The 22,040-nt window shown below is 70.5% G+C and carries 22 protein-coding genes and 1 pseudogene; 10 read left to right on the forward strand and 13 right to left on the reverse strand.

Annotated elements, in window-relative coordinates; all coding sequences use genetic code 11:
- Positions 1-77: 77 nt before the first annotated feature.
- From OG568_RS15085 to OG568_RS15105, 5 genes and pseudogenes are all read right to left on the reverse strand, one after another.
- Positions 78-923, reverse strand: a complete 846-nt coding sequence (locus tag OG568_RS15085) for a S1 family peptidase (protein WP_329531928.1) — start codon at positions 921-923, stop codon at positions 78-80.
- Between the two features lie 180 nt (positions 924-1,103).
- Complete coding sequence (locus OG568_RS15090) at positions 1,104-1,640, reverse strand: DinB family protein (protein WP_329531929.1); 537 nt, start codon at positions 1,638-1,640, stop codon at positions 1,104-1,106.
- Between the two features lie 529 nt (positions 1,641-2,169).
- A complete protein-coding gene (locus OG568_RS15095; RefSeq protein ID WP_329531930.1) occupies positions 2,170-2,985 on the reverse strand; it encodes a class I SAM-dependent methyltransferase in 816 nt (271 codons plus the stop codon).
- Between the two features lie 216 nt (positions 2,986-3,201).
- Complete coding sequence (locus tag OG568_RS15100) at positions 3,202-4,422, reverse strand: lactonase family protein (RefSeq protein WP_329531931.1); 1,221 nt, start codon at positions 4,420-4,422, stop codon at positions 3,202-3,204.
- A gap of 309 nt (positions 4,423-4,731) precedes the next feature.
- A pseudogene (locus OG568_RS15105) lies at positions 4,732-4,874 on the reverse strand (pyridine nucleotide-disulfide oxidoreductase); the annotation flags it as partial.
- A 122-nt stretch (positions 4,875-4,996) separates the two neighbouring features.
- On the opposite strand from OG568_RS15105, the gene OG568_RS15110 reads away from it, so the two are divergent.
- Positions 4,997-5,908, forward strand: a complete 912-nt coding sequence (locus tag OG568_RS15110) for an SDR family NAD(P)-dependent oxidoreductase (protein WP_329531932.1) — start codon at positions 4,997-4,999, stop codon at positions 5,906-5,908.
- Positions 5,905-6,345, forward strand: coding sequence for a MaoC family dehydratase (locus tag OG568_RS15115; RefSeq protein ID WP_329531933.1), 441 nt, complete (start codon positions 5,905-5,907; stop codon positions 6,343-6,345). Before OG568_RS15110 ends, OG568_RS15115 begins: the two co-directional genes overlap by 4 nt.
- A 56-nt stretch (positions 6,346-6,401) precedes the next feature.
- Here OG568_RS15115 and OG568_RS15120 read toward each other — a convergent pair whose 3' ends face one another.
- Entirely contained in the window at positions 6,402-7,145 is a 744-nt protein-coding gene (locus tag OG568_RS15120; RefSeq protein WP_329531934.1) for a flavodoxin family protein, read from the reverse strand.
- Positions 7,146-7,374: 229 nt separating this feature from the next.
- Here OG568_RS15120 and OG568_RS15125 point away from each other — a divergent pair, with 229 nt between their 5' ends.
- The 3 genes from OG568_RS15125 to OG568_RS15135 all read left to right on the forward strand — a co-directional run bounded on the left by OG568_RS15125 (position 7,375) and on the right by OG568_RS15135 (position 9,306).
- A complete protein-coding gene (locus tag OG568_RS15125; protein WP_329531935.1) occupies positions 7,375-7,824 on the forward strand; it encodes an SRPBCC family protein in 450 nt (149 codons plus the stop codon).
- A 9-nt stretch (positions 7,825-7,833) separates the two neighbouring features.
- Positions 7,834-8,163: a TfoX/Sxy family protein gene (locus OG568_RS15130; protein ID WP_329531936.1), complete on the forward strand. Its 330-nt coding sequence runs from the start codon at positions 7,834-7,836 to the stop codon at positions 8,161-8,163.
- Between the two features lie 144 nt (positions 8,164-8,307).
- The gene (locus OG568_RS15135) at positions 8,308-9,306 is read left to right on the forward strand and encodes an NAD-dependent epimerase/dehydratase family protein (RefSeq protein WP_329531937.1); all 999 of its coding nucleotides are present in this window, start codon (positions 8,308-8,310) and stop codon (positions 9,304-9,306) included.
- 63 nt (positions 9,307-9,369) lie between these two features.
- Here OG568_RS15135 and OG568_RS15140 read toward each other — a convergent pair whose 3' ends face one another.
- Together OG568_RS15140 and OG568_RS15145 are read right to left on the reverse strand one after the other, a co-directional pair.
- The gene (locus OG568_RS15140; RefSeq protein ID WP_329531938.1) at positions 9,370-10,482 is read right to left on the reverse strand and encodes a sensor histidine kinase; all 1,113 of its coding nucleotides are present in this window, start codon (positions 10,480-10,482) and stop codon (positions 9,370-9,372) included.
- A gap of 2 nt (positions 10,483-10,484) precedes the next feature.
- On the reverse strand, positions 10,485-11,240 hold the full coding sequence (locus OG568_RS15145) for a response regulator transcription factor (protein WP_443077866.1): 756 nt from the start codon (positions 11,238-11,240) through the stop codon (positions 10,485-10,487).
- A 104-nt stretch (positions 11,241-11,344) separates the two neighbouring features.
- On the opposite strand from OG568_RS15145, the gene OG568_RS15150 reads away from it, so the two are divergent.
- From OG568_RS15150 to OG568_RS15160, 3 genes are all read left to right on the forward strand, one after another.
- Positions 11,345-12,103, forward strand: a complete 759-nt coding sequence (locus OG568_RS15150; protein ID WP_329531939.1) for a glycosyltransferase family 2 protein — start codon at positions 11,345-11,347, stop codon at positions 12,101-12,103.
- Complete coding sequence (locus OG568_RS15155) at positions 12,100-12,717, forward strand: TIGR04282 family arsenosugar biosynthesis glycosyltransferase (RefSeq protein WP_329531940.1); 618 nt, start codon at positions 12,100-12,102, stop codon at positions 12,715-12,717. The genes OG568_RS15150 and OG568_RS15155 overlap by 4 nt, the downstream gene beginning before the upstream one ends.
- Before the next feature lie 62 nt (positions 12,718-12,779).
- Entirely contained in the window at positions 12,780-13,616 is an 837-nt protein-coding gene (locus OG568_RS15160; RefSeq protein ID WP_329531941.1) for a class I SAM-dependent methyltransferase, read from the forward strand.
- A 322-nt stretch (positions 13,617-13,938) separates the two neighbouring features.
- Here the strand turns inward: OG568_RS15160 and OG568_RS15165 are convergent, their stop codons facing one another.
- Positions 13,939-15,186 carry a molybdopterin-dependent oxidoreductase gene (locus tag OG568_RS15165; RefSeq protein WP_329531942.1) on the reverse strand — a complete coding sequence of 416 codons (1,248 nt, stop codon included), beginning with the start codon at positions 15,184-15,186 and terminating at the stop codon, positions 13,939-13,941.
- 113 nt (positions 15,187-15,299) lie between these two features.
- Between OG568_RS15165 and OG568_RS15170 the strand changes: the two genes are divergently transcribed.
- Entirely contained in the window at positions 15,300-16,718 is a 1,419-nt protein-coding gene (locus tag OG568_RS15170; RefSeq protein ID WP_443077654.1) for a hypothetical protein, read from the forward strand.
- 173 nt (positions 16,719-16,891) lie between these two features.
- Here the strand turns inward: OG568_RS15170 and OG568_RS15175 are convergent, their stop codons facing one another.
- From OG568_RS15175 to OG568_RS15190, 4 genes are all read right to left on the reverse strand, one after another.
- Positions 16,892-17,125, reverse strand: coding sequence for a hypothetical protein (locus tag OG568_RS15175; RefSeq protein ID WP_019070523.1), 234 nt, complete (start codon positions 17,123-17,125; stop codon positions 16,892-16,894).
- A complete protein-coding gene (locus tag OG568_RS15180) occupies positions 17,122-17,418 on the reverse strand; it encodes a hypothetical protein (RefSeq protein WP_329531943.1) in 297 nt (98 codons plus the stop codon). The genes OG568_RS15175 and OG568_RS15180 overlap by 4 nt, the downstream gene beginning before the upstream one ends.
- A gap of 185 nt (positions 17,419-17,603) precedes the next feature.
- The gene (locus OG568_RS15185; RefSeq protein ID WP_329531944.1) at positions 17,604-17,873 is read right to left on the reverse strand and encodes a hypothetical protein; all 270 of its coding nucleotides are present in this window, start codon (positions 17,871-17,873) and stop codon (positions 17,604-17,606) included.
- Between the two features lie 895 nt (positions 17,874-18,768).
- Complete coding sequence (locus OG568_RS15190) at positions 18,769-19,512, reverse strand: DUF4118 domain-containing protein (RefSeq protein WP_329531945.1); 744 nt, start codon at positions 19,510-19,512, stop codon at positions 18,769-18,771.
- Positions 19,513-20,203: 691 nt separating this feature from the next.
- On the opposite strand from OG568_RS15190, the gene OG568_RS15195 reads away from it, so the two are divergent.
- On the forward strand, positions 20,204-21,895 hold the full coding sequence (locus OG568_RS15195; RefSeq protein ID WP_329536364.1) for a chloride channel protein: 1,692 nt from the start codon (positions 20,204-20,206) through the stop codon (positions 21,893-21,895).
- Positions 21,896-22,040 lie beyond the last annotated feature (145 nt).

Below are 22,040 nucleotides of genomic sequence, written 5' to 3' on the forward strand. Positions count from 1 at the left end.
GCGATTGCCGAACCACCACCTGGCCGAACCTCCAGACCGACATGCTCCAAGGTCAACTGCCGGGCAGCCCGTAGTCACTACTCGCCAGGCAGCTCGAAGATGTCGGCGCCGGCCTGGCGGAGCAGATCGGCCAAGACATCGCCCTTTACGAAACGGGAAATAGCGCCTGCCGCAGCATCGCTGCGCGCCTCAATGTGACCAGCATTCACACCCGCCAAGACATACTGCGTGCCCATGGCTCCCTTTGAATCGAAGTCGTTCCACGTCACTGGTCGCGGGACCGCACACAGAACAGGGGATCCTGACATGCCCTTCCAGCTGAAGGCGTGACAAAGAGCTTCATCCGGGTACTCCTTCGAGCCCAACACCGCAGGGAACCGAGGATCAGTCGCGATGACCCCGCCTACCAGGATCGGGCGATCCGCCAGTTGGTCCCCAATGCCCGGATATCCCGGCATCAGCACCTGGCGCCCCACTGTCACATCTCCACTGCGGAAGTCGTGCCGCAGAGCCAGCATCGAAGCGGGGAGCACGTTGAATCGACCGCGTCCCGAGACCACTTCCGTGCGGTCAGTGATCAGCGGCAGCACCGCCAGATCAACGTGCCATGCCGAGGGAAAACAGAACTCGGGAGAGGCCAGCACGACCTCTTGCCGTACTGGCGGGGACTGAAAATCTCGGGAGCTCTGGTAGAAGCCTGTGATCCGAACATCCGTGAGCGTCCAGCCACGCCTCTTCTCGTAGTCGGCATCGACCACATGACGGTTCGTCACGAGGTACAGGTGCTCATCAGGTCCCGTGCCTTCCCCCACCACGAAACCGGTGCCCGAACCGGCCGAAGGCCGCACCTCCCCGTACTCCGAGAAACGCACTGTGAGACGGACAGCCGAGTACAGCGTCGTCGCGTCGATCTGCTTCAACATGGTGCTCAATCATGCCGTGCCTCTACGGCCGCCCCAACGCGGCAAGTTGGTTGCCCTTCCACAGGATCCATGGCGCTCCAACCGCGCTGGCGACCTGACTGCGCAAGCGGTCGCCGGCCAACACGGTGGCAATTCATCTCTAGCTGTGCCGAGGCATCCTTCGTAGGGCGCAGCGGTCGGCTACTCGCCGGTGGTGCCGTCGATGGCCTCGCGGAGGAGATCCGCGTGGCCGACGTGGCGGGCGTACTCCTCGATCACGTGCTCAAGGACGAACCGCACGTCGGTGTCACCGAATTCCGGGTTCGGCACGATGCGCGCGAGGTCGACGGTCACCCTCGCGAACACCTGCCGCGACTCCTCGCACGCCTTCAGGTAGTCCTCGTAGACGTCCCTGGCCGCCGTGGCGTCTGACTCGTCGTACCACTCCCCGCCGTCAGCGGTGGCATAGGTCCGATACGGGAAGAAGTCAGGCGCCGTGCCGGCCAACGTCCGCTGGAACCAAGCCCGTTCGACCCCCTGCAGATGACGCATGAGCCCCAGCAGGGTCAATGCCGACGGCCCCACGGGGCGTAGCCGTAGTTGTGCGTCCGAGAGACCCTCGCACTTCCACAGGAAGGTCGCTCGGTGGTAGTCGAGATTCGAGGCGATCAGCTCCACCCACGGGCCCGACAGTGCACGTTCGGGCCGGACGATCTTCTGGACGACAAGGTCACTCACGCTGGGGTCTCCCTGCTGGGCATCAGTCTCGGCCGAGTTGGTACGTCCCCACGATCCGAGAACCGAGCAGCCTCTCTATCGGCACCTCGGGGGCACGTTCGACCAAGGAGACCTCTCTTCGTATCGGAACTCATCGCTCGACGCTGCACCGAACGTGGCCAGGTGTCGCTGCGAGTCGCAGACGACCCGGACGCAACCCGGTGAACCCATGCGGGCACAGAATTCGGCGACCGCGAAATACACTCGCTGGAGGCCGATGGACGACACGTCAGAGGTAACCCATACTGACTTCCACCGGCCGCCACGAGCACACTCCGTCTGACGTCGAGACGTGGTCTTGGCCGTGGCTCTGTTGAACTCGCAGGGTGGATCGTGGGCAAGTGCCATCGAGTGGATCCAGTGAACCGGCCCCGCGCTGGCGCTGAGGTATTCGCTAGGTCGGCGCGCGGTCGCGTTGGCGCCGAACAGCAGGCCGTCGCCAGCTGACGACCCCAGCGGACTCTGTCCCCGTAGGTGCCGCATCGGTCGCTCAGAGAGCGCGGGCGAGGAAGACGTCGGTGACCTGGAGTACGTCGATTCCGCCGCCGTGGGCGTCGAGCAGGCGCCCGGCCTCGGCGAGTGCCTGGTCACGGCGGTCGTCGGACAGGATGCGGTAGGCGGACAGCGAAGTGAGATAGCCGAGGTAGGAGTCGGTGTCGTATCGCAGATCCTGCGGGAACCGGACCGACCGCAGATCAGTGAAGCGGCCGTCCCGACGGCACTCCGTGTCCGGCCAGACCTGGTCCCAGTTCCCGGGCTCGTCGCCGGAGAGGTCGCAGGCCAGGAAGCGGTGCGGAGACCCGGTGATCCCGTGGCGGTCTGCGATACCGGCGAGTTCGGCGCGCAATCCAGCGTCATGGATCCCGTGCGGGTTCCTGACCAGCGCGATGGCACCGCCGGGGGCGAGCGCGGCGTGGACCAGGTCCCAGCGCCGGCCATGGTTCAGGAAATTCCAGGCGGAGGCGGCGAACAGCAACCCGTACTGCCGCTCGCCCGGTTGCCACTGCTCGAAGTCGCCGACCTCGACCCGGACGTTCGGATATCCGGCGGTGTTGCGTCGCAGCACCTCGGCCATGCGCGCAACCGGCTCGACGCACACCAACGGAATCCCCAGCACGGCGAACGGCACCGTGGCCTTCCCGGTACCCGCGCCGATCTCCACAGCCGCACGGTCCCCGAGAGCCGCGTACGCCAGCACCTCGGTGACCATCGCGTCTGAGTAGCCGGGGCGGGCGGCATCGTAGAGCTCGGCCACCTCACCGAAGACCTTGCTACGGGCTGCGTTGACGTGTCCCTCTGAGGTCATGAGCGTCCCTCGGCTTCTTGATCGGCAGGCGGGAACCCTACCGACCTGACCGGCCGCAAGCCACCTCTTCAGGAGCCGCCCGCTTGCTCCAGACACCAACCTCCGCGGTCCGTGTCAACGCCTGCGAAGGTCCCGTATGAGCCCAGTTGCCACCGACAAAGCCCGGCGCCCCGGACAAGTGATGTCCGGGGCGCCCTGGCCGCGGTGGCCGCGTCTTTACACCGCGGCGATGCCCTCCATGCCGGACTCGGCGAAGGGAGGCAGTCCGGTGGTCGTGCCGACCTTGGTCAGGGAACCGTCGCGGCCGATGCGGAAGCCGTCGACGGTGCCCGATGTCGCGTTCTGCACGTAGAGGAACTTCTGGTCCTTCGTCACCGCCAGGTCGATGACGCCCTGGGACTTGGCGGACGGCGGGGTGGCAACGCCGACGTCGTTGGTGAGCGCCAACTTGCCGTGGCGGTCCGTGCGGTAGCCGGTGACAGTCGAGTTGCCGGTGTTGCCGCCGAAGAAGAAGTCGCCGGCGCGCTCCAGCCAGCACAGCGTGTCCTGGCCGTTGGGCAGACTCTTCTGGACGACCTTGAGGGTGCCGTCGGCGCGCACCTTGTACGTGCTGACCGTCGAGTCCTTGGCCTCGGCCACCAGCATCCGGCCGGCCCGGTCGAAGCTGATCGCGAACGGCACGGCACCGGCCGACTCGTTGACCTTCGCATGCCGCGCGGGCCGTCCCGCGCGGGTCATCGGAAAGACCTCAAGGGTGTTAGCGGACTTCGTGGTGACGACCAGCTCACGGCCGCCCGGGGTGAACGCGACCTGGCCGGGCGAACTGCTGAACAGCGGCACCTTCTCGTTGTCCAGCCCGAGCGAACGGTGCGCGTCGCTCAGCGGCGCCAGGCCCGCGGCCGTGAGGCGGAACCCCTGGACGCTGCCCGCGCCACCCGCGTTCATGACGTAGGCGACGCGCCCCGAGACCGCGATCGAGGCGGGGAAGTCCCCGCCGGAGCTCACCACTTGACGATCCGTCAGCTTTTGTCCCTCGACCCGGAACGACGTCACGGTGTTGCTGCCCGCGTTGACCGCGAGGAGCAGCCCGGACCGGTCGTCGTAGACGAGGGAGCCCTGGGAGGCGAGCGAGTCGGTGGGCGCGTCGACCTGGTCGCCGCCCTTGCCGCCGGTCGCGTAGCTGCCCGCCGCGCTCAGCGTGCCGTCCTGGGCGCGCTTGAAGACGTGGATCGTGTTGCCCTTGAGTTCGTTGCCCTGCACGAAGACCGCGTGGTCGGCCCCGGCCTCGGCCTGCTTCACGGTGTCGTGCCCGTGCGCCACCTCTCCCGCCGAGGCGACGGTCACCGCCGTCACAGCCGCCGCGGCGGCGAGAATGCCCGCTCCGACGACCGTCAGCTTGATCTGCAACGGTGACCTTCGCCTGATGTGCCTGCTCATACGCCGCTCCTCGGGCCTTCGCCGCCACCGCGGGGTCGGTGGAGAACGGGGACCAGAGTTGCCCCTGGGGTGAGTGAGCCGCAGGGATTCGGCCGTCACGTCAGTTTCCCGTAACAACTCCGTGCGCGTGGGCAGGAGTTGCAGGGAAATCCTGCCGCACGCCCCGCTCAGTTCAAGGTCGCGCCACCGGTTCCCCGGCCTCGCGTGCCTCCTCGGCCGACCGTGACCCGGCGTCGCGGCGGTCCAATCGGCTCAGCAGTGGAACGGTCATAACCGTGGTGGCCAGGGCGACGAGGACGAGCGCGGTTGGACCGCGCGGAGATGGCCGACGTAGCGGCTGTTCCAGGCCATGCAGACCGAGTGCGGGCCGACGACATGGATGACCGCGGCGGTCTCGACAAGGTTGTCAGCGGTCTCCAGGCGGAGTCGCCCTTGCCGATGATCAGAACGCGCGACGGGAGCCGGCGAGGGGACCCTCAGGCAGCCGTGCGGCACGCGCCCGGCGTCGCCGTCGCATCCGCTGAACCCATCCGGCCGGATCGGCTCCTCACGGTCGACCGGTGGAACCTGCGCGATGGATCGACGTGGATCTCGGCAGGGCGCCTGCCGCGAACCCCGCGAAGAGTTGAGCCATCGGCGCGCGGTCCGGCCGACGGGCTCAACAAGGCCGGGCAGCAGGGCACTTGGAGACCGGCGAGGGCTTCGCCACGGGACCGCGCCGCACCGGGTACGACTGATACAACGGCCCATACACACCGGGCGCGACCGACCGGCCTCGTCGGGTTCTCGACGGCATGGCCTGAACGACACCGCCGCCACCCTGCGTGCCGTCACCGACCCGGCCGCGCTGCGCCGCCTCGCCGAAGCGGCAGGGCCGGTCGACATCCTGGTCAACAACGCGGCGATCTTCCCCGGAGCGCCGACCGTGGACCAGGACCCCAGCACGCTCGACGAGAGCCTCGCGGCCAACGTCCGCGCCCCGTACCTCCTCACCGCGGCCCTGGTTCCCGCGATGATCGCCAAGGGCTCCGGGTCCATCGTCAAAGTCAGCACCATGGCCGCCCGGATCGGCCTGCCCGGGCTGTCCGTCTACAGCGCCACCAAGGCCGCGCTGGAGTCGCTGACCCGCACCTGGGCGGCCGAGTTCAGTCCGGCGGGCGTGCGCGTGAACACCGTCGCGCCGGGTCCCACGCGGACCGACATGGTCCTGGCGAACATGGGCGAGGAGAACGCCGAGCAGTTCGCGAAGACCACCCTGCTCGGCCGGCTCGCGGCCGACGCGGGCCGGACCGCCGTCTACCCGGCGGCGGCTCACCCACATGCCTGCGGGACCCCGGCGAAGGAGTCGGCGGGTATGTCTCACGACCGCTCCAGGAGGACCGCTTCGCCTACTTCATTTCGTGGAGCCCGGTTCGGGGTCCGGGCCTCCGAGCGGCAGTTGTCCGTACCCGCGGGCCATCGCCCGCGGCTATCGTGCCGCCAATGACGACCACTGCCACCATGACGCTGAGCGACGCGGACTTCGGCGCTCCGATCCAGGACCGCTTTTTCGAGGATTACGTCCCGGGTTCGGTGTACGTCTACGGCAGCATCACCATGACCGAGCAGGACATCCTGCGGTTCGCCGGGGAGTTCGACCCGCAGAGCATCCACACGGACCCTGAGGCCGCCGAACAGGGTCCCTTCAAAGGGCTGATCGCCAGCGGCTGGCACACCTGCGCCGCCATGATGCGCCTGTACGCCGACCACTACGTCAGCAAGGTCGCGAGCCTCGCCTCTCCCGGCATCGACGAACTGCGCTGGGTCCGCCCGGTCAAGCCCGGCGACAGTCTCTCGATCCGTACGACGATCCAGGAGGCCCGCGCCTCCCGGACCAAGCCTGACCGCGGCATCGTGCACACCGCCATCGAGGTGGTCAACTAGCGGGGCGAGCCCGTACTCACCATGACGGCGATCAACATCCTGCTGCGGCGCACGCCTCAGCGATAGTCGGGGTTGGCCGCGTCGAGGCGACAGCCGGCGTCCCACTCGGAGCGCTGGTTGCCGTGCGCCGGGATGCCCCCGGCCCGCTTGAGCATGGCGGCCAGGTGCATCAGGTTCCAGGCCATGAAGGTGGTGTTGCGGTTGGTGAAGTCGTTCTCCGGACCGCCCGAACCGGGGTCGAGGTAGGAGGGTCCGGGGCCCGCCGGGCCGATCCAGCCCGCGTCGGCCTGCGGCGGAATGGTGTAGCCGAGGTGCTGGAGGCTGTAGAGGATGTTCATCGCGCAGTGCTTCACGCCGTCCTCGTTACCGGTGATCAGGCAGCCGCCGACCCGCCCGTAATAGGCGTACTGGCCCGCCGAGTTGAGCAGTCCCGAGCCGCCGTAGAGCCGCTCGATGACCTTCTTCATGACCGAGCTGTTGTCGCCCAGCCAGATCGGCCCGGCCAGCACCAGGATGTCGGCGGCCATCACCTGCTCGTACAACGCCGGCCACGCGTCGGTGGCGAAGCCGTGCTCGGTCATGTCCGGGTAGACGCCCGGCGCGATGTCGTGGTCGACGGCGCGTACGACGTCCGTGGTGACGCCGTGCGCTTCCATGATCGCCCGGCTCTTGTCGATCAGTCCCTCGGTGTGGCTCTGCTGCGGCGACGGCTTGAGTGTGCAGTTGACGAACAGGGCGCGCAGGTCGTCGAAGCGGTACGGGTCGTCGAGCTGGTCGGGGGCGGGCGGTGGCTGGGTCATGGAGGCTCCTTCACGCGAGACCGCCGGGGCGAGTCCCCCATCCGGTCCGAGCCGTGGCTCGGCGACAGCGTCTCGCGTGGATCCCGGCCTGTCCCTCTGCGACGCACCGGCACCCGACGCTTGCGCACGGCGCCCGGTCGTACACCGTGCGCCCACCGTCCATCACGAGGATCCTGGGCTCAGCCCCGGGCGCGACGGGCACCGGGCAGGACGACAAGGCGGCGGTGCGATGGCCATCGACGTGTCCGCGCAACGTGTGATTCCCGTTCCGCCGGAGCAGGTGGCGGCGTACGCGATGGACTGGCGTCACGATGACGAATGGACGCAGGGCATCCGTAGCGCGGAGCTGACGAGGGAAGCCGACGGCGGTGGTTTCGGTGTCGGGGCCGAGGTCACCCGTACGGCGTACTTCCTGGGCCGGCGCATCGACTACGTCCTGCGCGTGGCCGCGCACGATCCGCCACGACTGCTGGACATGGTGTCCGTGGCCGGACCGATGCCCATGCACGTCACCTACACCTTCGACCCGCATCCCTCCGGGACGACGGCCCGTATCCGCGTCCAAGGCGGCGGGGGCGGCTTCTACCGGATGGCCGCACCCCTGATGGCCCGCCAGGTCCGCACTTCCATCGGGAGGGACCTACGCGACCTCGAACTCAGGCTCACCGGCACGAAATGAGAAACCCCCATGGCATACGACGAAGGGCTGGCCGAACGCATCCGCGCACGGCTGGGCGTGCATCCGGACATCGCCGAGAAACGGATGTTCGGCGGGATCGCCTTCCTGTACCGAGGGAACATGGCCGTGGGCATCAGCGGCAGCGACCTCATGGTGCGCGTCGGGCCCGAGCACACCGACGCGGCCCTGGCTCAGCCCGGCACCCTCGTCTTCGACATGACCGGCCGCCCGATGCGCGGCTGGATCCTGGTCGACTCCTCCGTCCTGGCCGAGGACGACGTGCTTGGCCGATGGGTCGACGAGGGGCACGCCTTCGCCGCGAGCCTGCCGCCCAAGTGAGTTGAACTGGACCGCACTCGTGCCCGGCAACCGACCATCCCGCATCGGGCAGCGATGCCGAGGCTATGAGCAGGTCTTACGGGCCGGTGACATGACGGGCGTGGTGCTGCCGAGCGGCGGGTCTGCGGTCCTAGCGTCGGGCGTATGCGAGTACTGGTCACCGGCGGTGCCGGGTTCATTGGGTCCCATGTCGTCGAGGCGCTGACCGCGCGGGGGCACGAGGCGGTCGTGTTCGATCTGCGCGACGGCCACGACGTGCGCAGTCCCCAGGCGGTCGCGTCCGTGCTGCCGGATGTGGACGCCGTGTGTCATCAGGCGGCGATGGTGGGGCTAGGGACGGGGTTCGGCGACGCGGCCGACTACGTGTCGCACAACGACCTCGGTACGGCGGTGCTACTGACCGCCATGGCCGACGCGGGGGTGCGCCGACTGGTGCTCGCCGGGTCGATGGTCGTCTACGGCGAGGGCTCCTACGCCTGTGAGTGGCACGGACCGGTGCGGCCGGGCCCCCGGGCCGTGGTCGATCTGGACGCGGGGCGTTTCGAGCCCCGGTGTCCGGACTGCGGTGAGGAGTTGGCGCCGGGGCTGGTGGGCGAGGACGCTCCGGTCGACCCCCGGAACGTGTACGCGACGACCAAGCTGGCCCAGGAGCATCTGGCGGCGGCGTGGGCGCGGTCGACGGGTGGTTCGGCGGTGTCGCTGCGCTACCACAACGTGTACGGCCCGCGGATGCCGCGCGACACCCCGTACGCGGGGGTCGCCTCCTTCTTCCGCTCCGCGCTCGCGCGTGGTGAATCGCCTCGGGTCTTCGAGGACGGCGGCCAGCGGCGGGACTTCGTGCACGTCCGGGATGTGGCGGCGGCCAACGTGGCGGCGCTGGAGTCCGAGCCCCGGGAGGGGGCACTGACCGCGTACAACACCGGTAGCGGGGACCCGCACACGGTGGGCGAGATGGCGCGGGCGCTGGCCGCCGCGTACGGCGGGCCCGAGCCCGTGGTGACCGGGGAGTACCGGCTCGGCGACGTCCGCCACATCACGGCGGACTCGTCACGGCTGCGGGCCGAGCTGGGATGGAAGGCCGAGGTCGAATTCGCGGAGGGGATGCGCGAGTTCGCGACGTCGAAGCTGCGCGGGGAGCAGTAGCCGGCCAGGGACCAGCCGGCAGTCGGCCGGCGAGCACCAGCCGGCCAAGGACGTCTCCGGCGTTCACGCCTCGGCCATGGGCAGGGTCACCTCGAAGCGGCAGCCACCCGACACGTTCCGTACGGCGGCCCGTCCCTGGTGCGCCTCGACGATCCCGCGCACGATGGCGAGCCCGAGTCCGGCCCCGGCGGGCGGGGTCCGCGCGTGCGTGCCGCGCCACCCGGTGTCGAAGACCCGCGGCAGATCCTCCTCCGGGATACCGCCGCAGCCGTCGGTCACGGACAGCACGACACCCTCGGCTGACCGCTCGGCGGCGACGGCGACAGTGCCGTCGGCCGGTGTCCGCCGGATCGCGTTGACCAGCAGGTTCCCCAGCACCCGGCTCATCTCCTTGCCGTCGACCTCGACCGGTACCGGCTCGATCCAGTCGCCGACCAGGCGTACGCCGTGCTCACGTGCGAGTGGATCGGCTCCCGCGAGGGCGTCGCCGATCAGGTCGTACAGGGACATCCGCGATGGGGAGAGAGTGAGCGTCCCGGCGTGGATGCGGGAGAGTTCGAAGAGGTCGCCGACCATGCCGTTGAGGCGTTCGACCTCGGTACGGATCTGGCGCAGGTAGCGGGCGGGGTCGGCGGCGACGCCGTCCTCCAGGGCCTCGGACATCGCGCGCAGACCGGCCAGCGGGGTGCGCAGATCGTGCGAGATCCAGGCGACGAGTTCGCGCCGGGACGACTCCAACGCGCGTTCCCGGTTGCGGGATTCGGCGAGCTTTGCGCTGGTCGCGGCCAACTCCCGGCTCAGGTCGGCCAGTTCGGCGGTGCCCGGACGGTCCGGGGCGAAGAAGTCGCCGTCGTCGCCGAAGTCACGTGCGGCGAGGGCGAGTTCACGGCTGCGGGCGACGACCCAGCGGCCGAGCAGCAGGGCCGTGGCCAGCGAGACCACGGCCGCCATGGCGACGACGGTGGTGACCACGGTCAGGTCGTGCGAGGAGAGGAACATCGCCTGCGCCACGGCCAGCGTGCCGGCGAGCATCGCGGTCACGGCTACGGCCGCGACCACGGCGACGGAGGTGGTGAGCGAACGCCGGCGCAGCGACCACAGCGCGCCCACACCCAGCACCCCGGCCGCGGCGGCCCCGAGGAGGGCGAACAGGGCTATGAGCAGCATGTCGCGCATGATCAGCCCTCCCCGGTGCCGACTGTGCCGGTGGACTCGAAGCGGTATCCGACGCCCCACACCGTCTGGATGAGCCGGGGCCGCCCGGGATCGTCCTCGACCTTGGCTCGCAGCCGCCGCACATGCACGGTGACGGTCGACAGATCACCGAAGTCCCACCCCCACACCTCCCGCATGAGGTCCTCCCGGCTGAACACCCGCCCGGGGTGTCGTAGGAAGAAGGCGAGGAGGTCGAACTCCCTGACGGTGAGGGCGAGTTCGGCGCCGTTCTTGGTGGCGCGGCGGCCGGCTGAGTCGGCGGTGAGTCCGGCCGACCGCAGGGTGCGTGCGGCGGTCGCGGGCCGAGTGCGCCGTAGCACCGACTCGACGCGCAGGACCAGTTCACGGGGGCTGAACGGCTTGGTGACGTAGTCGTCGGCGCCGACCTCCAGGCCCAGGATCCGGTCGTCCTCGTCGCCGCGCGCGGTGAGCATGATGACCGGCACGGGCCCGTGCCCGCGCAGCCGGCGGCACACTTCAAGGCCGTCGATACCCGGCAGCATCAGGTCGAGCACCACCAGATCGGGCCAGTGTGCGGCGGCCCGGGCGAGAGCCTCCGGCCCGTCCTCGGCGCGGTCCACGACGTATCCGGCACGGTCGAGATATCCGGAGACGACCTCGGCGACGGTCGGGTCGTCGTCCACGACGAGGACGCGCATCGTGTCCCGGGGCCTGCTCAGGACGGGTACGGCGGCTGGGGATTCGTACGGCTGCTGCATGTCGTCCAGCGTCCCACCGACCGCGCGCGCCACCCGGTTTCCTGTCTCGACGTCCGCGTTTCGTAAGGACCCGAAGCCCGATATGCCCGATTCTCGCCCGTAGGGTGAAAGCCGTGACGACCTCCCCCGCAACGGAACCGGACACGGCGCCTGTCGACGTGGTCCTCCCCTGTCTGAACGAGGCCGAGGCCCTGCCCTGGGTCCTGGCCCGCATCCCGGCCGGCTGGCGTGCGCTCGTCGTGGACAACGGATCCACGGACGGTTCGGCGGAACTGGCCCGTAGCCTCGGCGCCACCGTCGTGCACGAAGAGCGCCGCGGATTCGGTGCCGCCTGCCACGCCGGGCTGCTGGCCGCCACCGCGGACATCGTGTGCTTCTGCGACTGCGACGCCTCGCTCGACCCGTCCCTGCTCGTGCCCTTCGTGCGCGAGGTACGGGACGGCGAGGCCGACCTGGTGCTCGGGCGGCGCCGGCCGCAGGGGCGAGGAGCCTGGCCCGCGCACGCCCGGGTGGGCAACCTCGCGCTCGCCGGGATGTTGCGCCGCCGCACCGGACTGAGCCTGCACGACCTCGGGCCGCTCCGTGCCGCCCGGCGCGCGGATCTGCTCGCCCTCGGCCTGACGGACCGTCGCAGCGGCTACCCGCTCCAGATGGTCGTCCGCGCCGCGGACGCCGGTCTGCGCGTCGCCGAGCACGACGTGCCGTATCTGCCGCGCACCGGCGCCTCCAAGGTCACCGGGACCTGGCGCGGAACCTGGCAGGCGGTGCGGGACATGCGCCGTGTCCTTGCCGAACCCCCGGCCCCCGGGGGCGGGTCGGCCACCGGCTCCTTCTCCGCACCGCAAGGAGCGAACTCCCTGTGACCACCCTTCTCGTCATCGCCAAGGAACCGCTGCCGGGACGGGTGAAGACCCGGCTGACTCCGCCGTTCACGCCCGAGGAGGCCGCCGTGCTCGCCGAGGCGTCGCTCGTCGACACCCTGCACGTGGTGCTGGCGACGCCCGCACGGCGACGGGTGCTGGTGCTCGACGGAACACCCGGTCCCTGGCTGCCGCCGGGCTTCGACGTCGTACCGCAGTGCGGCGGCGGGCTCGACGAGCGGCTGGCCGCCGCGTTCGCGGGCTGCGACGGGCCCGCGCTGCTGATCGGCATGGACACCCCGCAGGTGACGCCCGAGCTCCTCACCGTGGACTTCGCCGACTGCGACGCGTACTTCGGGCCGGCCGAGGACGGCGGCTTCTGGGCTCTGGGCCTCGCCGCCCCCGATCCCGAACTCCTGCGCGGCGTACCGATGTCGACGCCCACCACCGGCGCCGTGCAACGCGGCCGGCTGACCGCCGGGGGACTGCGCGTCCGTGACCTGCCGAGTCTGCGCGACGTCGACACGGCGTACGACGCCGAACTCGTCGCCGCCGAGGTTCCGGAGGGGCGGTTCGCCGGGGAACTCGCGCGGCTGAAAACGGCAGTCGCCCGGTGAGCGCGGCGCACGAGCCGGAGCGTCCCGCGCCAACAGCGAAGGGGAGCCCGGCAACCGCCCTCATGAACCCCCGTCCGTCGAGCGTCACGAGTCACCCGAAGGGCGACCTCGGCGAGTGGTCGGCGCCGGCCGCCGGTCGGCTGTCCTCCGCGTCGCTCGACGTCACGGCACGCCCCTGGTCCGCCGACCCGTACACCGATGCGCTGCGCACCGGTCGCGGTCCCCTCTACCTCCGCCGCAGCGACGGCTGGCTGCTGCCCCTGGAGGTCGAGCGCTGGTGCGCCGAGGCCGATGCCGCGGACCAGGAGGTGCTGGGGCGGTGCGAGGGGGCCGTGCTCGACGTGGGATGCGGGCCCGGGCGGCTGGTGGCGGCGCTCGCCGCACAGGGGCGGCGAGCGCTGGGTATCGACGTCAGCGAGGCCGCCGTCGCGCACACCGTACGGCTGGGCGGGCAGGCGCTGCGCCGGTCCGTCTTCGAGCCCGTCCCGGGCGAGGGCCGCTGGGACACCGCCCTTCTCATCGACGGCAACGTCGGCATCGGTGGCAACCCCCACGCCCTGCTGCTCCGGATGTCCCAACTCCTCACCTGGGAGGGGCTGTTGATCGCCGAGACCGCGCCGGTCGATGTCGACGAGCGCGTGCAGGTGCACGTCGCCGACGGGCGTGGCGCCTCCGGCACGGACTTCCCGTGGGCCCGTCTGGGCACCCCTGCCCTGCTGCGCCACGCCCGTCGGGCGGGGTGGCGCCCGGACGGTCAGTGGGCGGCCGGGGGTCGCTCCTTCCTCGCTCTGCGCAACCGCAGGACGAGCAGTGCGGCCGACGCCCCGAACAGCACCGCCGTGACCAGCAGCCAGCGGGCCAGGAACCCGTCGCCGGACAGGCCGGTGGCGGACCTGTAGTGGTCCGCGACCTGCCCGCTGATCAACGGGAACCACACCAGGAGCAGGAGGCCGGAGAACATGGCCGGGACCCGGACGTAGACCGTCCACGTCCGGCGGCCGACCGCGCCCAGCGCTCCTGCCAGGGCCCGGTCCGCCCCCGCGTACAACGGCACCAGCACCAGGTCGTGCAGCAGTGCCGCGCCCACGAACCACAGCGCCACCCCGAACCAGTCGTCCGCGAGCAGCCGCACCCCCGCATACCCGGCGAGCGCGAACGAGCAGGCGAGGAGAAGGATCTGCAGCGGGCTGCCGAGGGGCGGCCGCCTGAACGGAATGCGCATCACAGGTCTCCGAACGTCATCCGGGCCACCCATTTGGTGTTGAGCACGCCGGGCGCCGCGGGGACGATGACGCGCGCCGGGTAGCCGTGGTCGGGGGTGAGGTCCTCGCCGTTGACGAACAGGGCGAGGAGGGAACGCGGGTCGGCGACCTGGTTGGCGCGCAGGGCCGCGCGCCGGAACGCCCCGTGGCGTTGCAGCGACTCCACGAGCACGTCTACGGGATCGTCGTGTCCGACCAGGGCGGCCAGATCCCGCAGTCGTACACCCCGCCACCACTGGTCCGAGGTCGACCAGCCCTCCACGCAGGCGATGGGCAACGCCGAGCTGTGGAGGGCGAGTTGGAGGAGCTGGGGGCGGGCGAGCCGTACGCTGCGGCCGGCGCGCCCGGTCACGACCAGCTGCCACGCTTCCTCTCCGGTCTCCGTCGGGCTGATGCCCGCGTAGGCGGCCGTCTTGTTGATCTGGAACCCGCCTGGACCGCCGCCCGGTTCGGGCCCGCCGTGCGGTGCGAGGACGGCCGTCTCCCGCAAGGGTCCGTCGAAGCTGCGGCCCGCCGTCGTGGCGAGCAGGAGCAGCGATCCGCCGCCCACCACACCGAGGGCGCCACGGCGCGAGACGGTGGGTTCCGCGGGGTTCGGGGACACCAACTCCCCTTCCTCGACAGAGGTCTCGACAGGGGTTTCGTCTCGGAGGTGGCGCAGGTTGCGCAGGGCCAGGGGCATCTTCAGGACGGCGTGCGCGAGGAAGGCGGCGAAGAAGACCCAGGCGCCGTAGAAGTGCAGGGGATAGAAGGAGCCGGGAAAGACGTAGTCCAGCTGGACGTTGAGCACGCCGGTGGTGAACTCGAACAGGGCGCCGCCCACGAGGAGCAGCAGCGAGAGCCGTTCCAGCGCGTGGGCCAGGGAGCGGGCCGGCGGCAGGGCGAACAGCTTCGGCACGACCGACCACAGCTTCGCCAGCAGCACCGGGATCAGCACGATGCCGAGGGTGACGTGCACACCCTGCGTGAGGCGGTACAGCCAGGACGGGTGCGTCGGCCAGGAGAAGAGATAGAAGCCGAGCAGGCCCTTGTCCGGGGTCTGGTCGTTCACCGGCGACAGGTCCGGGTTGTAGGCGGCGTACGACACCAGACCTGTCACGAACAGCACGGTGATCCCGACGAGCAGCACGACACCCAGCACGGAGGTGAACCAGGGACCGCGCAACGGGCTGCGCCAGAAGGCAGGTGAGGAGGGGGAACGTGGCATGACCCGACCGTAGGCCGAGGACACCCCCCGAACGGGTTCGCAAACCATGACGAAACACTGACGTCCACTCCAGCGGCGGCTCCACCGGGCACACCCCGGCCTAGCGTGTCGGTGTGAACCGCGATCTTCTCCGCGACCGTCCCCGTACCCGTCCCGACGACCGTCCCCGTGACGTTCCGGGCGACCGCCGACGCGACCTCGTCCGCGACCTGGCCGCAGCCCTCGCCGCAGCCCTGCTCGTCCTGGTGGCCGTCCTGGTCGGCACCGCCATCCAGCACCGTGACCATTCGCTCTTCGTCGCCTGGCCACCCGTCTTCGCCCAGTGGGAACCCCACGTCGGCCCCGGCACCCCGGCGGCACTCGCCGTCGCGGTCGCCGTCGTCGCCTACGGTCCCGGCCTCGCCGCCCGACTGCCCTGGCGAGCGCTGCTGCTCACCGCCTGGGGCACCGCAATGGCCTGGACGTTCTCCCTGGCCCTGGTCGACGGCTGGCAGCGCGGCATCGCCAGTCGGCTGACGACCACGAACGAATACCTCACGGTCATCGACCGCTTCCACGACATCCCCGCCACCCTGCGCGACTTCACCCACCACATCCTCAGCCACTCCCCCGCCCCCTGGCCCGCGCACATCGCCGGGCATCCCCCGGCGGCCACCGTCACCTTCGTCCTCCTCGACCGGATCGGCCTCGGCGGCGGAGCCTGGGCGGGCATCTGGTGCATCACCGTCGGGGCGACCGCCGCCACCGCGGTCCTCGTCACCGTGCGCGTGCTCGCCGGTGAGCAACTCGCCCGCCGTGCCGCGCCGTTCATGGTCCTGGCCCCGGCCGCCGTCTGGATGGGCACCTCGGCCGACGGCTACTTCGCGGCGGTCGCCGCCTGGTCCGTCGCCTTCCTCGCCCTCGCGGTCACCGGACACCGGACACGGTCCAGCGGCCTCGCCTCCGGGCTCCTCTTCGGCCTCACCGCGTATCTCTCCTACGGGCTGACGCTGTTCACGGTCATCGCGGGCGCCGCACTGCTGCTCGGCCACCGACGGCTCGCCCCTCTCCCCTACGTGATCGCCGGACTCACCGTCGTACCAGCCGTGTTCACGCTTCTCGGCTTCAACTGGTGGGAGGCGTACCACCTGTTGATCACCCGCTACTACGAAGGCGTCGGCGGGACCCGGCCGTACAGCTACTGGGTGTGGGCGAACCTGGCCTGCACCGCGCTGCTCGTGGGCCCGGCGACGGCGACGGGGCTGCGACGCGCGGGCGCCGCTTCCGCACGTCCCGAACTCCGCGACGTCCGGGGCGGTTTCCGAACCGCCGCACCCGAACACCGCCTCGCCCTGCTCGTGTTCGCCGCACTGCTCGCCCTCCTCATCGCCGATCTCTCCGGCATGAGCAAGGCGGAGACGGAGCGCATCTGGCTGCCGTTCGCGATGTGGCTGCTCCCCGCCTGCGCGTTCCTTCCCCGGGCCCGCGCCTGGCTCGCCGCACAGGCCGTGCTGGCCCTGCTCATCAACCACCTGCTGCTGACGGGCTGGTGACAGTGAACCGGGCAAGCTCGGGAGGCTGTGCAGGGCGGTCGTCGCGCGCTTCACCACGCCACCCCTCGTCACCGGTGACTCAGCCGACCGCCCCTGGCAGGCGTACGGGCCCTGGGAGTCGAGCAGTAACGCCTGTGGTGGGTGGCGTCGTCATGGATCCGTGGTCGGCGTCTTCACGTCGGGCGGCTGGTGTCGTGCGGCGATGCCGCTGAGTCGGCCCGCCGACGCCGCCGCAGCCAGTCGCCGACTTCCCCGATGGCGACGAGAAAGGCGGACGAGGCCGTGCACTGGGCGAGTGAGGCGGGTTGGTCGAGCATCGCACCCAGGGACCAGAGGATGACGGCGATCAGCATCCACCAGACGACGAGCGAGACGGCGAGGCGCCGCAGGCTTTGCCGGCCGGTCACGTGGTGGCGTTCCTGGTTCGGCGTGGGGCAAGGGCTGCGTACGTGCAGCCCACCGCAGCCACGACACCTGCGGCTGCCGTAGCGACCAGGATGATCAACGACGGAGCGTCGGCCAGGCGCGGGATCGCGGTGAGGGGGGCGACGGAGTAAAGAGCGAGAAGGGCCCAGCCACGCGGGCGCATGGGAGCCAGCCAGTACCGCAGACGACGGGGTATCCGGCCAGTGACCAGGGCCAGCCCGGCCGGGAGCAACGTGAGCGAGAAGAAGACGAGACCGGTCCAGTGCCAATTCATGGGTGCGAGGGCTCCTGTGGTGGGCGGGACAGGGTCAGGCAAGGCGTACGGTGCAGGTCACAACAGCGTCCGCAGCCGACGTTGCGTGGCCGGGACAGGCCACGCGACGCCTCGTCCGAACGACGCGTCGGGACTGCCCGAGACCACCGCGCACCGACGGCGCAGGCCCAGGGTCATAGTCATGGTCATGGGCGACGCCTGCCGCCGTGGACCAGATGAGCGGTGAGCGCCCCGATGAGCAGGCCCCAGGCGAGAGAAGCGAGGCCGGCCTGGTGCCAACCGAGCAGGATGACGGTACCCAACACCGTCGTTCCGGCGACCACAGCCTGGCGGTTGGCGACAAAGGCCCACTGTTCGCGGGCGCTGCCCGGGCGCTGCAGCTCGCCGAGCGCTGCTCTGATCACCAGTGCGGCAGCCAAGATCGCGGGTGCCAGGAGGGAGGTGTCGGCGGCCATCAGCCGGACCTCCCGTCATACCGGTCCGCCCGCGCGGAGGTTGGAGGTACCTGCTCGTATGCATCCGGTATGCCGTCAGCTTCCGCGTGGGTGTATTCCTCCTCGTGCCCGCACGGGTAGAGGCGGGCGTGTCCGCGCAGGAGCGGCGCCGAAAGGAGGGCGGAGGCCAGAGAGGCGAGGAGAACAGTGGCCTTGCCGTGCTCACCCCGCGCGGCCTGGGGCAGGCCGGTTCCCCGAGGACGAGTTCTCGTTTGAACTCGACTCCGGCGACCGGAAACAACGCGGTCAGCAATCCGCCTGCCGGCCGATGGCCGCAGCCAGGCCGAGCCGGAAGCCCGATACACCGAAGCGGACGTCGCGTATCGGCTCATCCGCACTGCGCAAGGACCTGTTCCCCCCGTACCCGAGCCGTCGCTACGGCGACCGGCAGCACCAGGCCGCCGGCTCTGTCCGTACGCGAGGCGCGAGAGACGGCCAGCCGCTCGCGGGGAGACGACAACGCCCAGCAACAGCGGGCACGAACGCGCAGTGGCCATGGCAGCAAAGCCTCCGGGACATCGGCGACATCGGGCACACGGCCCCTTCACGCCGACCAGACTTCCCGGCACACCTCGCATCACTTGACGCGTTCTTTGCACACTATCGCCGGCAGCCCTTCGTGCCCAGCCCGCGCCCGCCACCGACCGCTCTGCGGTATCGGAACAGGGAGCCTGGGGCTGGGGCCCACGGGGACCATGAGGCAGGTGCCTCGCGCCGGTCGGACGGCCTGACGGGTCGTGATCGTCACGCCGCAGCACGGCTCGAAGGCTGCCCGAGAGACCCAGGATGAAGCACCAAGTACAGACAGCGGGCTCGCGTCGGCCGTACCCTGCTGGCGGCCGGGGCGTGCAGGTGGTCAGCGGTCGAGCACCGGTCCTGCGGTGTCCAGCGCGGCGCCGACATGGTCGGCCAGGCTCACGGCCACGAGACGTGCCTGCAGAGGTGGCGGCGGCGTGCCTGGCTCCGGCTGCATCATGAACCAGCCGATGTAGCGGCCTCCGACCGAGGCGCGCAGTTCGATCTCCTCACCGGGCCAGCCGTCCTTGTCCAGGTCCCAGTGGGCCCGGGCGACGGTCAGCATGCCGTCCTGTTCCAGACGGGGGTGCCTGCCCAGCAGTGTCCCGTGTTCGAAGCGGCAGCCACGCAGTCCCAGGATCTCGACGAGTTGCAGCCGTACCTGGTCCACGACGGCATACGGCGAGGCTCCGGCCTGGACCATGTTCGCCGTCTCGTGGATCCGCGCCAGATGAGCCGCGTCGGTGATGGTGACCAGCTTCAGGGTGCGGGCGTGGGCGGCCAGTTGGGAGACGGTCACGCCCACCGCCAGCAGCAGGAGCGTGGTGATGATGTCGTCGCTGTCGGCGATGGTGAACCGCTGGTAGGGACGGGTGAGGAAGAAGTCGAACCACGCGGCCGCCGACAGCGCGGTCACCACCCCGGCCGTCCGGCTGCCCAGCGCGGCGACCGCGACCACCACGAGGATCAGCGCCAGGTTCGCGGACGTCATACGAGAGCGGACCGGAGCCAGAGCGAGGGCGACGACGAACGGAGCCAGTAGGGCGGCTGCCAGGGCGATCCGGTCGCGCAGGGTGATCCGCATGATCCACCACCTCACGGAAGCGAGGGGCAACCCATGCCCGAAGAGGCCGCCCATACGGGCGCGACGCGTCACTGCGCCGACGAGGCAAGAATCCCTCTGCCGCTCTCTCCCGGCCAGCGCCGCGCACGATCTTGACGTACTTCTGACGCCGCTCGCCCGAGGCCATCAGGCCGGCCGACCCCTTTTCGCCTCGGCGCCTGCCGATGCGTTCGCGCACCTCGCCCCACTCTTGCGCTATGCAAAACCCAGGGCCGCGAGGGCCCGGCTCCGCCGACAGAGCAACCGGGAATCCTGATGCGCCTCTAACCCCTTGAACGACGGGCATTTTGAGGTGGCAACACGAGTGGCGTGCCAGGAAGAGGCCGCGCCATGCGCCCTGCGCTGCGACCTCACACTGCCGCCGCCGACAGTTCCGGTGCGGGTCGGCGGTCCGACCCACCCGCGCCGACGCGGGCTGACCGCCCACAGAGGGGACGGCGCCACACGCTCGGCGTTCCCCGGCAGAGCACCACCCGGCTCACCCCTGTGACGTGCACCCTTGACTCGTTTTGCATAATGCAAAGGTATGGAAGGGGAAGCGATGAGTGCCATTCCGGCAGCAAGGGACGAGCAGCACGTGCCCAGCACCGCACCGAGGGGTCTCCCGCCAACACCGAGGATCGCGGGGCTGCGTACCGCCCCTTGGGGTCTGATGGCCCTGGCCGTCGTGGTGGGCGCCGGAGCCGGAGCGGGCTCAGTGGTCTTCCGCTGGTGCATCAAGACGTTCACCCGCCTGTTCTCCGGCCATGCCGACTACGCGGCAGCCCCCGGCGCGAGCAATCCGCACGTGCCGTGGCTGGGCCCGTACTTCGTACTCCTGGCGCCGGTGGTAGGTGGTCTGCTGTACGGGCCGCTGGTGAACCGGTTCGCCAAGGAGGCACGCGGGCACGGGGTGCCCGAGGTGATGCTGGCCGTCGCCCAGCGCGGCGGGCGGATCAGCCCCAAGGTCGCCGTCGTCAAGACTCTCGCCTCCGCTCTGTGCATCGGCTCGGGTGGTTCGGTGGGCCGGGAGGGGCCGATCGTACAGATCGGCTCGGCGCTCGGCTCCACCCTGGGCCGGGTGACGAAGGTGACCGAGGGCCGGATGAAGCTGCTGGTCGCATGTGGCGCGGCGGGCGGCATCGCGGCCACCTTCAACGCACCGCTGGCCGGCGTGTTCTTCGCCATGGAGCTGATCCTGGGCACCTTCACCGCGGAGGCGTTCGGTGCCACCGTGCTGGCCAGCGTGACCGCGAGCGTCATCGGACGGGCCGCGTTCGGCAACGCCGCCTTCCTGAGCCTCCCCGACTTCCACGTCGACCACCTCGCCCAGTACGGTCTGTTCGCCGCGCTCGGCGTCGGCGCCGCCGTGGTGGGGGTGGGCTTCTCGCGGTTCCTGTATCTGATCGAGGACGTCTGCGACTGGGTCTGGCGCGGCCCTGAGTGGCTGCGCCCGGCCGTCGGCGGCCTCGCGCTCGGCCTGCTCCTGCTGGCCCTGCCGCAGATGTACGGTGTCGGCTACCCCGTGCTGCAGAAGGCGACCGAGGGCGGTTACGCAGTCGGCTTCCTGTTCATGTTGCTGGCGGGCAAGATGCTCGCGACCAGCCTCACGATCGGGATCGGCGGCTCCGGCGGGGTCTTCGCCCCCAGCCTGTTCATCGGGGCGATGCTCGGCTCGGCGTACGGCATCGGTGTCCACCACCTGCTGCCCCACTCCGCAGGCGCGGTCGGCGCGTACGCACTGGTCGGCATGGGTGCCGTGTTCGCCGGCGCGGCCCGGGCTCCGATCACTGCCGTGGTGATCCTCTTCGAGCTGACGGGCGAGTATTCGATCATCCTGCCGCTGATGCTGGCGATCGTGCTGGCCACCGCCACCAGCCGGCTGCTGTCCCACGACACGATCTACACGCTCAAGCTGCGCCGTCGCGGCATCGATCTGGAGGGCCCCGCGTCCGGCGCCCGGCTCGGTGGGCAGCGGGTCGCCGACGTCATGGAACCGCTGCCCTCGGCCCTGCCCGCGTCCATCGGGCTCGGCGACGCGGCCGACCTGTTGAGTTTCTCCGGCCATGGCGCACTGCCGGTACGGGACGCCTCGGGACGCTACCTCGGCATGGTCACCGCCCAGTCCGTCGCCGAGGCGCTGGCCGAGCAGCCGGACGGAGCGCCCACACAGGTCGGCGAACTCGCCGAACCGCCGGCCTCCGTCACGGCCGACGAGCCGTTGGCCACGGCCCTGCACCACCTGGTGTCCGCGAGCGGCACGGGCGTGCCGGTCCTGGAGGGGGAGAAGGGCGAACCGGTCGGCTGGCTCAGCCACCAGAGCGCGCTGCGCGCCCTGCACTCGACAGCCCCGGCCACCGCGTAGCCGACCGCTCGCGGCTGCCGTTTCCCCGGCCCGCCCCCCAGCACTCCGGTGATTGCTTTCGGTCACGGCGTCGGGCATCCATGGCTCCCGGACCCGCCAAGAGCTTGGCATAGTGCAACCTTTACCTGGAGCAAGGGTTCTCTTT

The organism is Streptomyces sp. NBC_01450 (assembly GCF_036227505.1).
GTDB lineage: Bacteria > Actinomycetota > Actinomycetes > Streptomycetales > Streptomycetaceae > Streptomyces.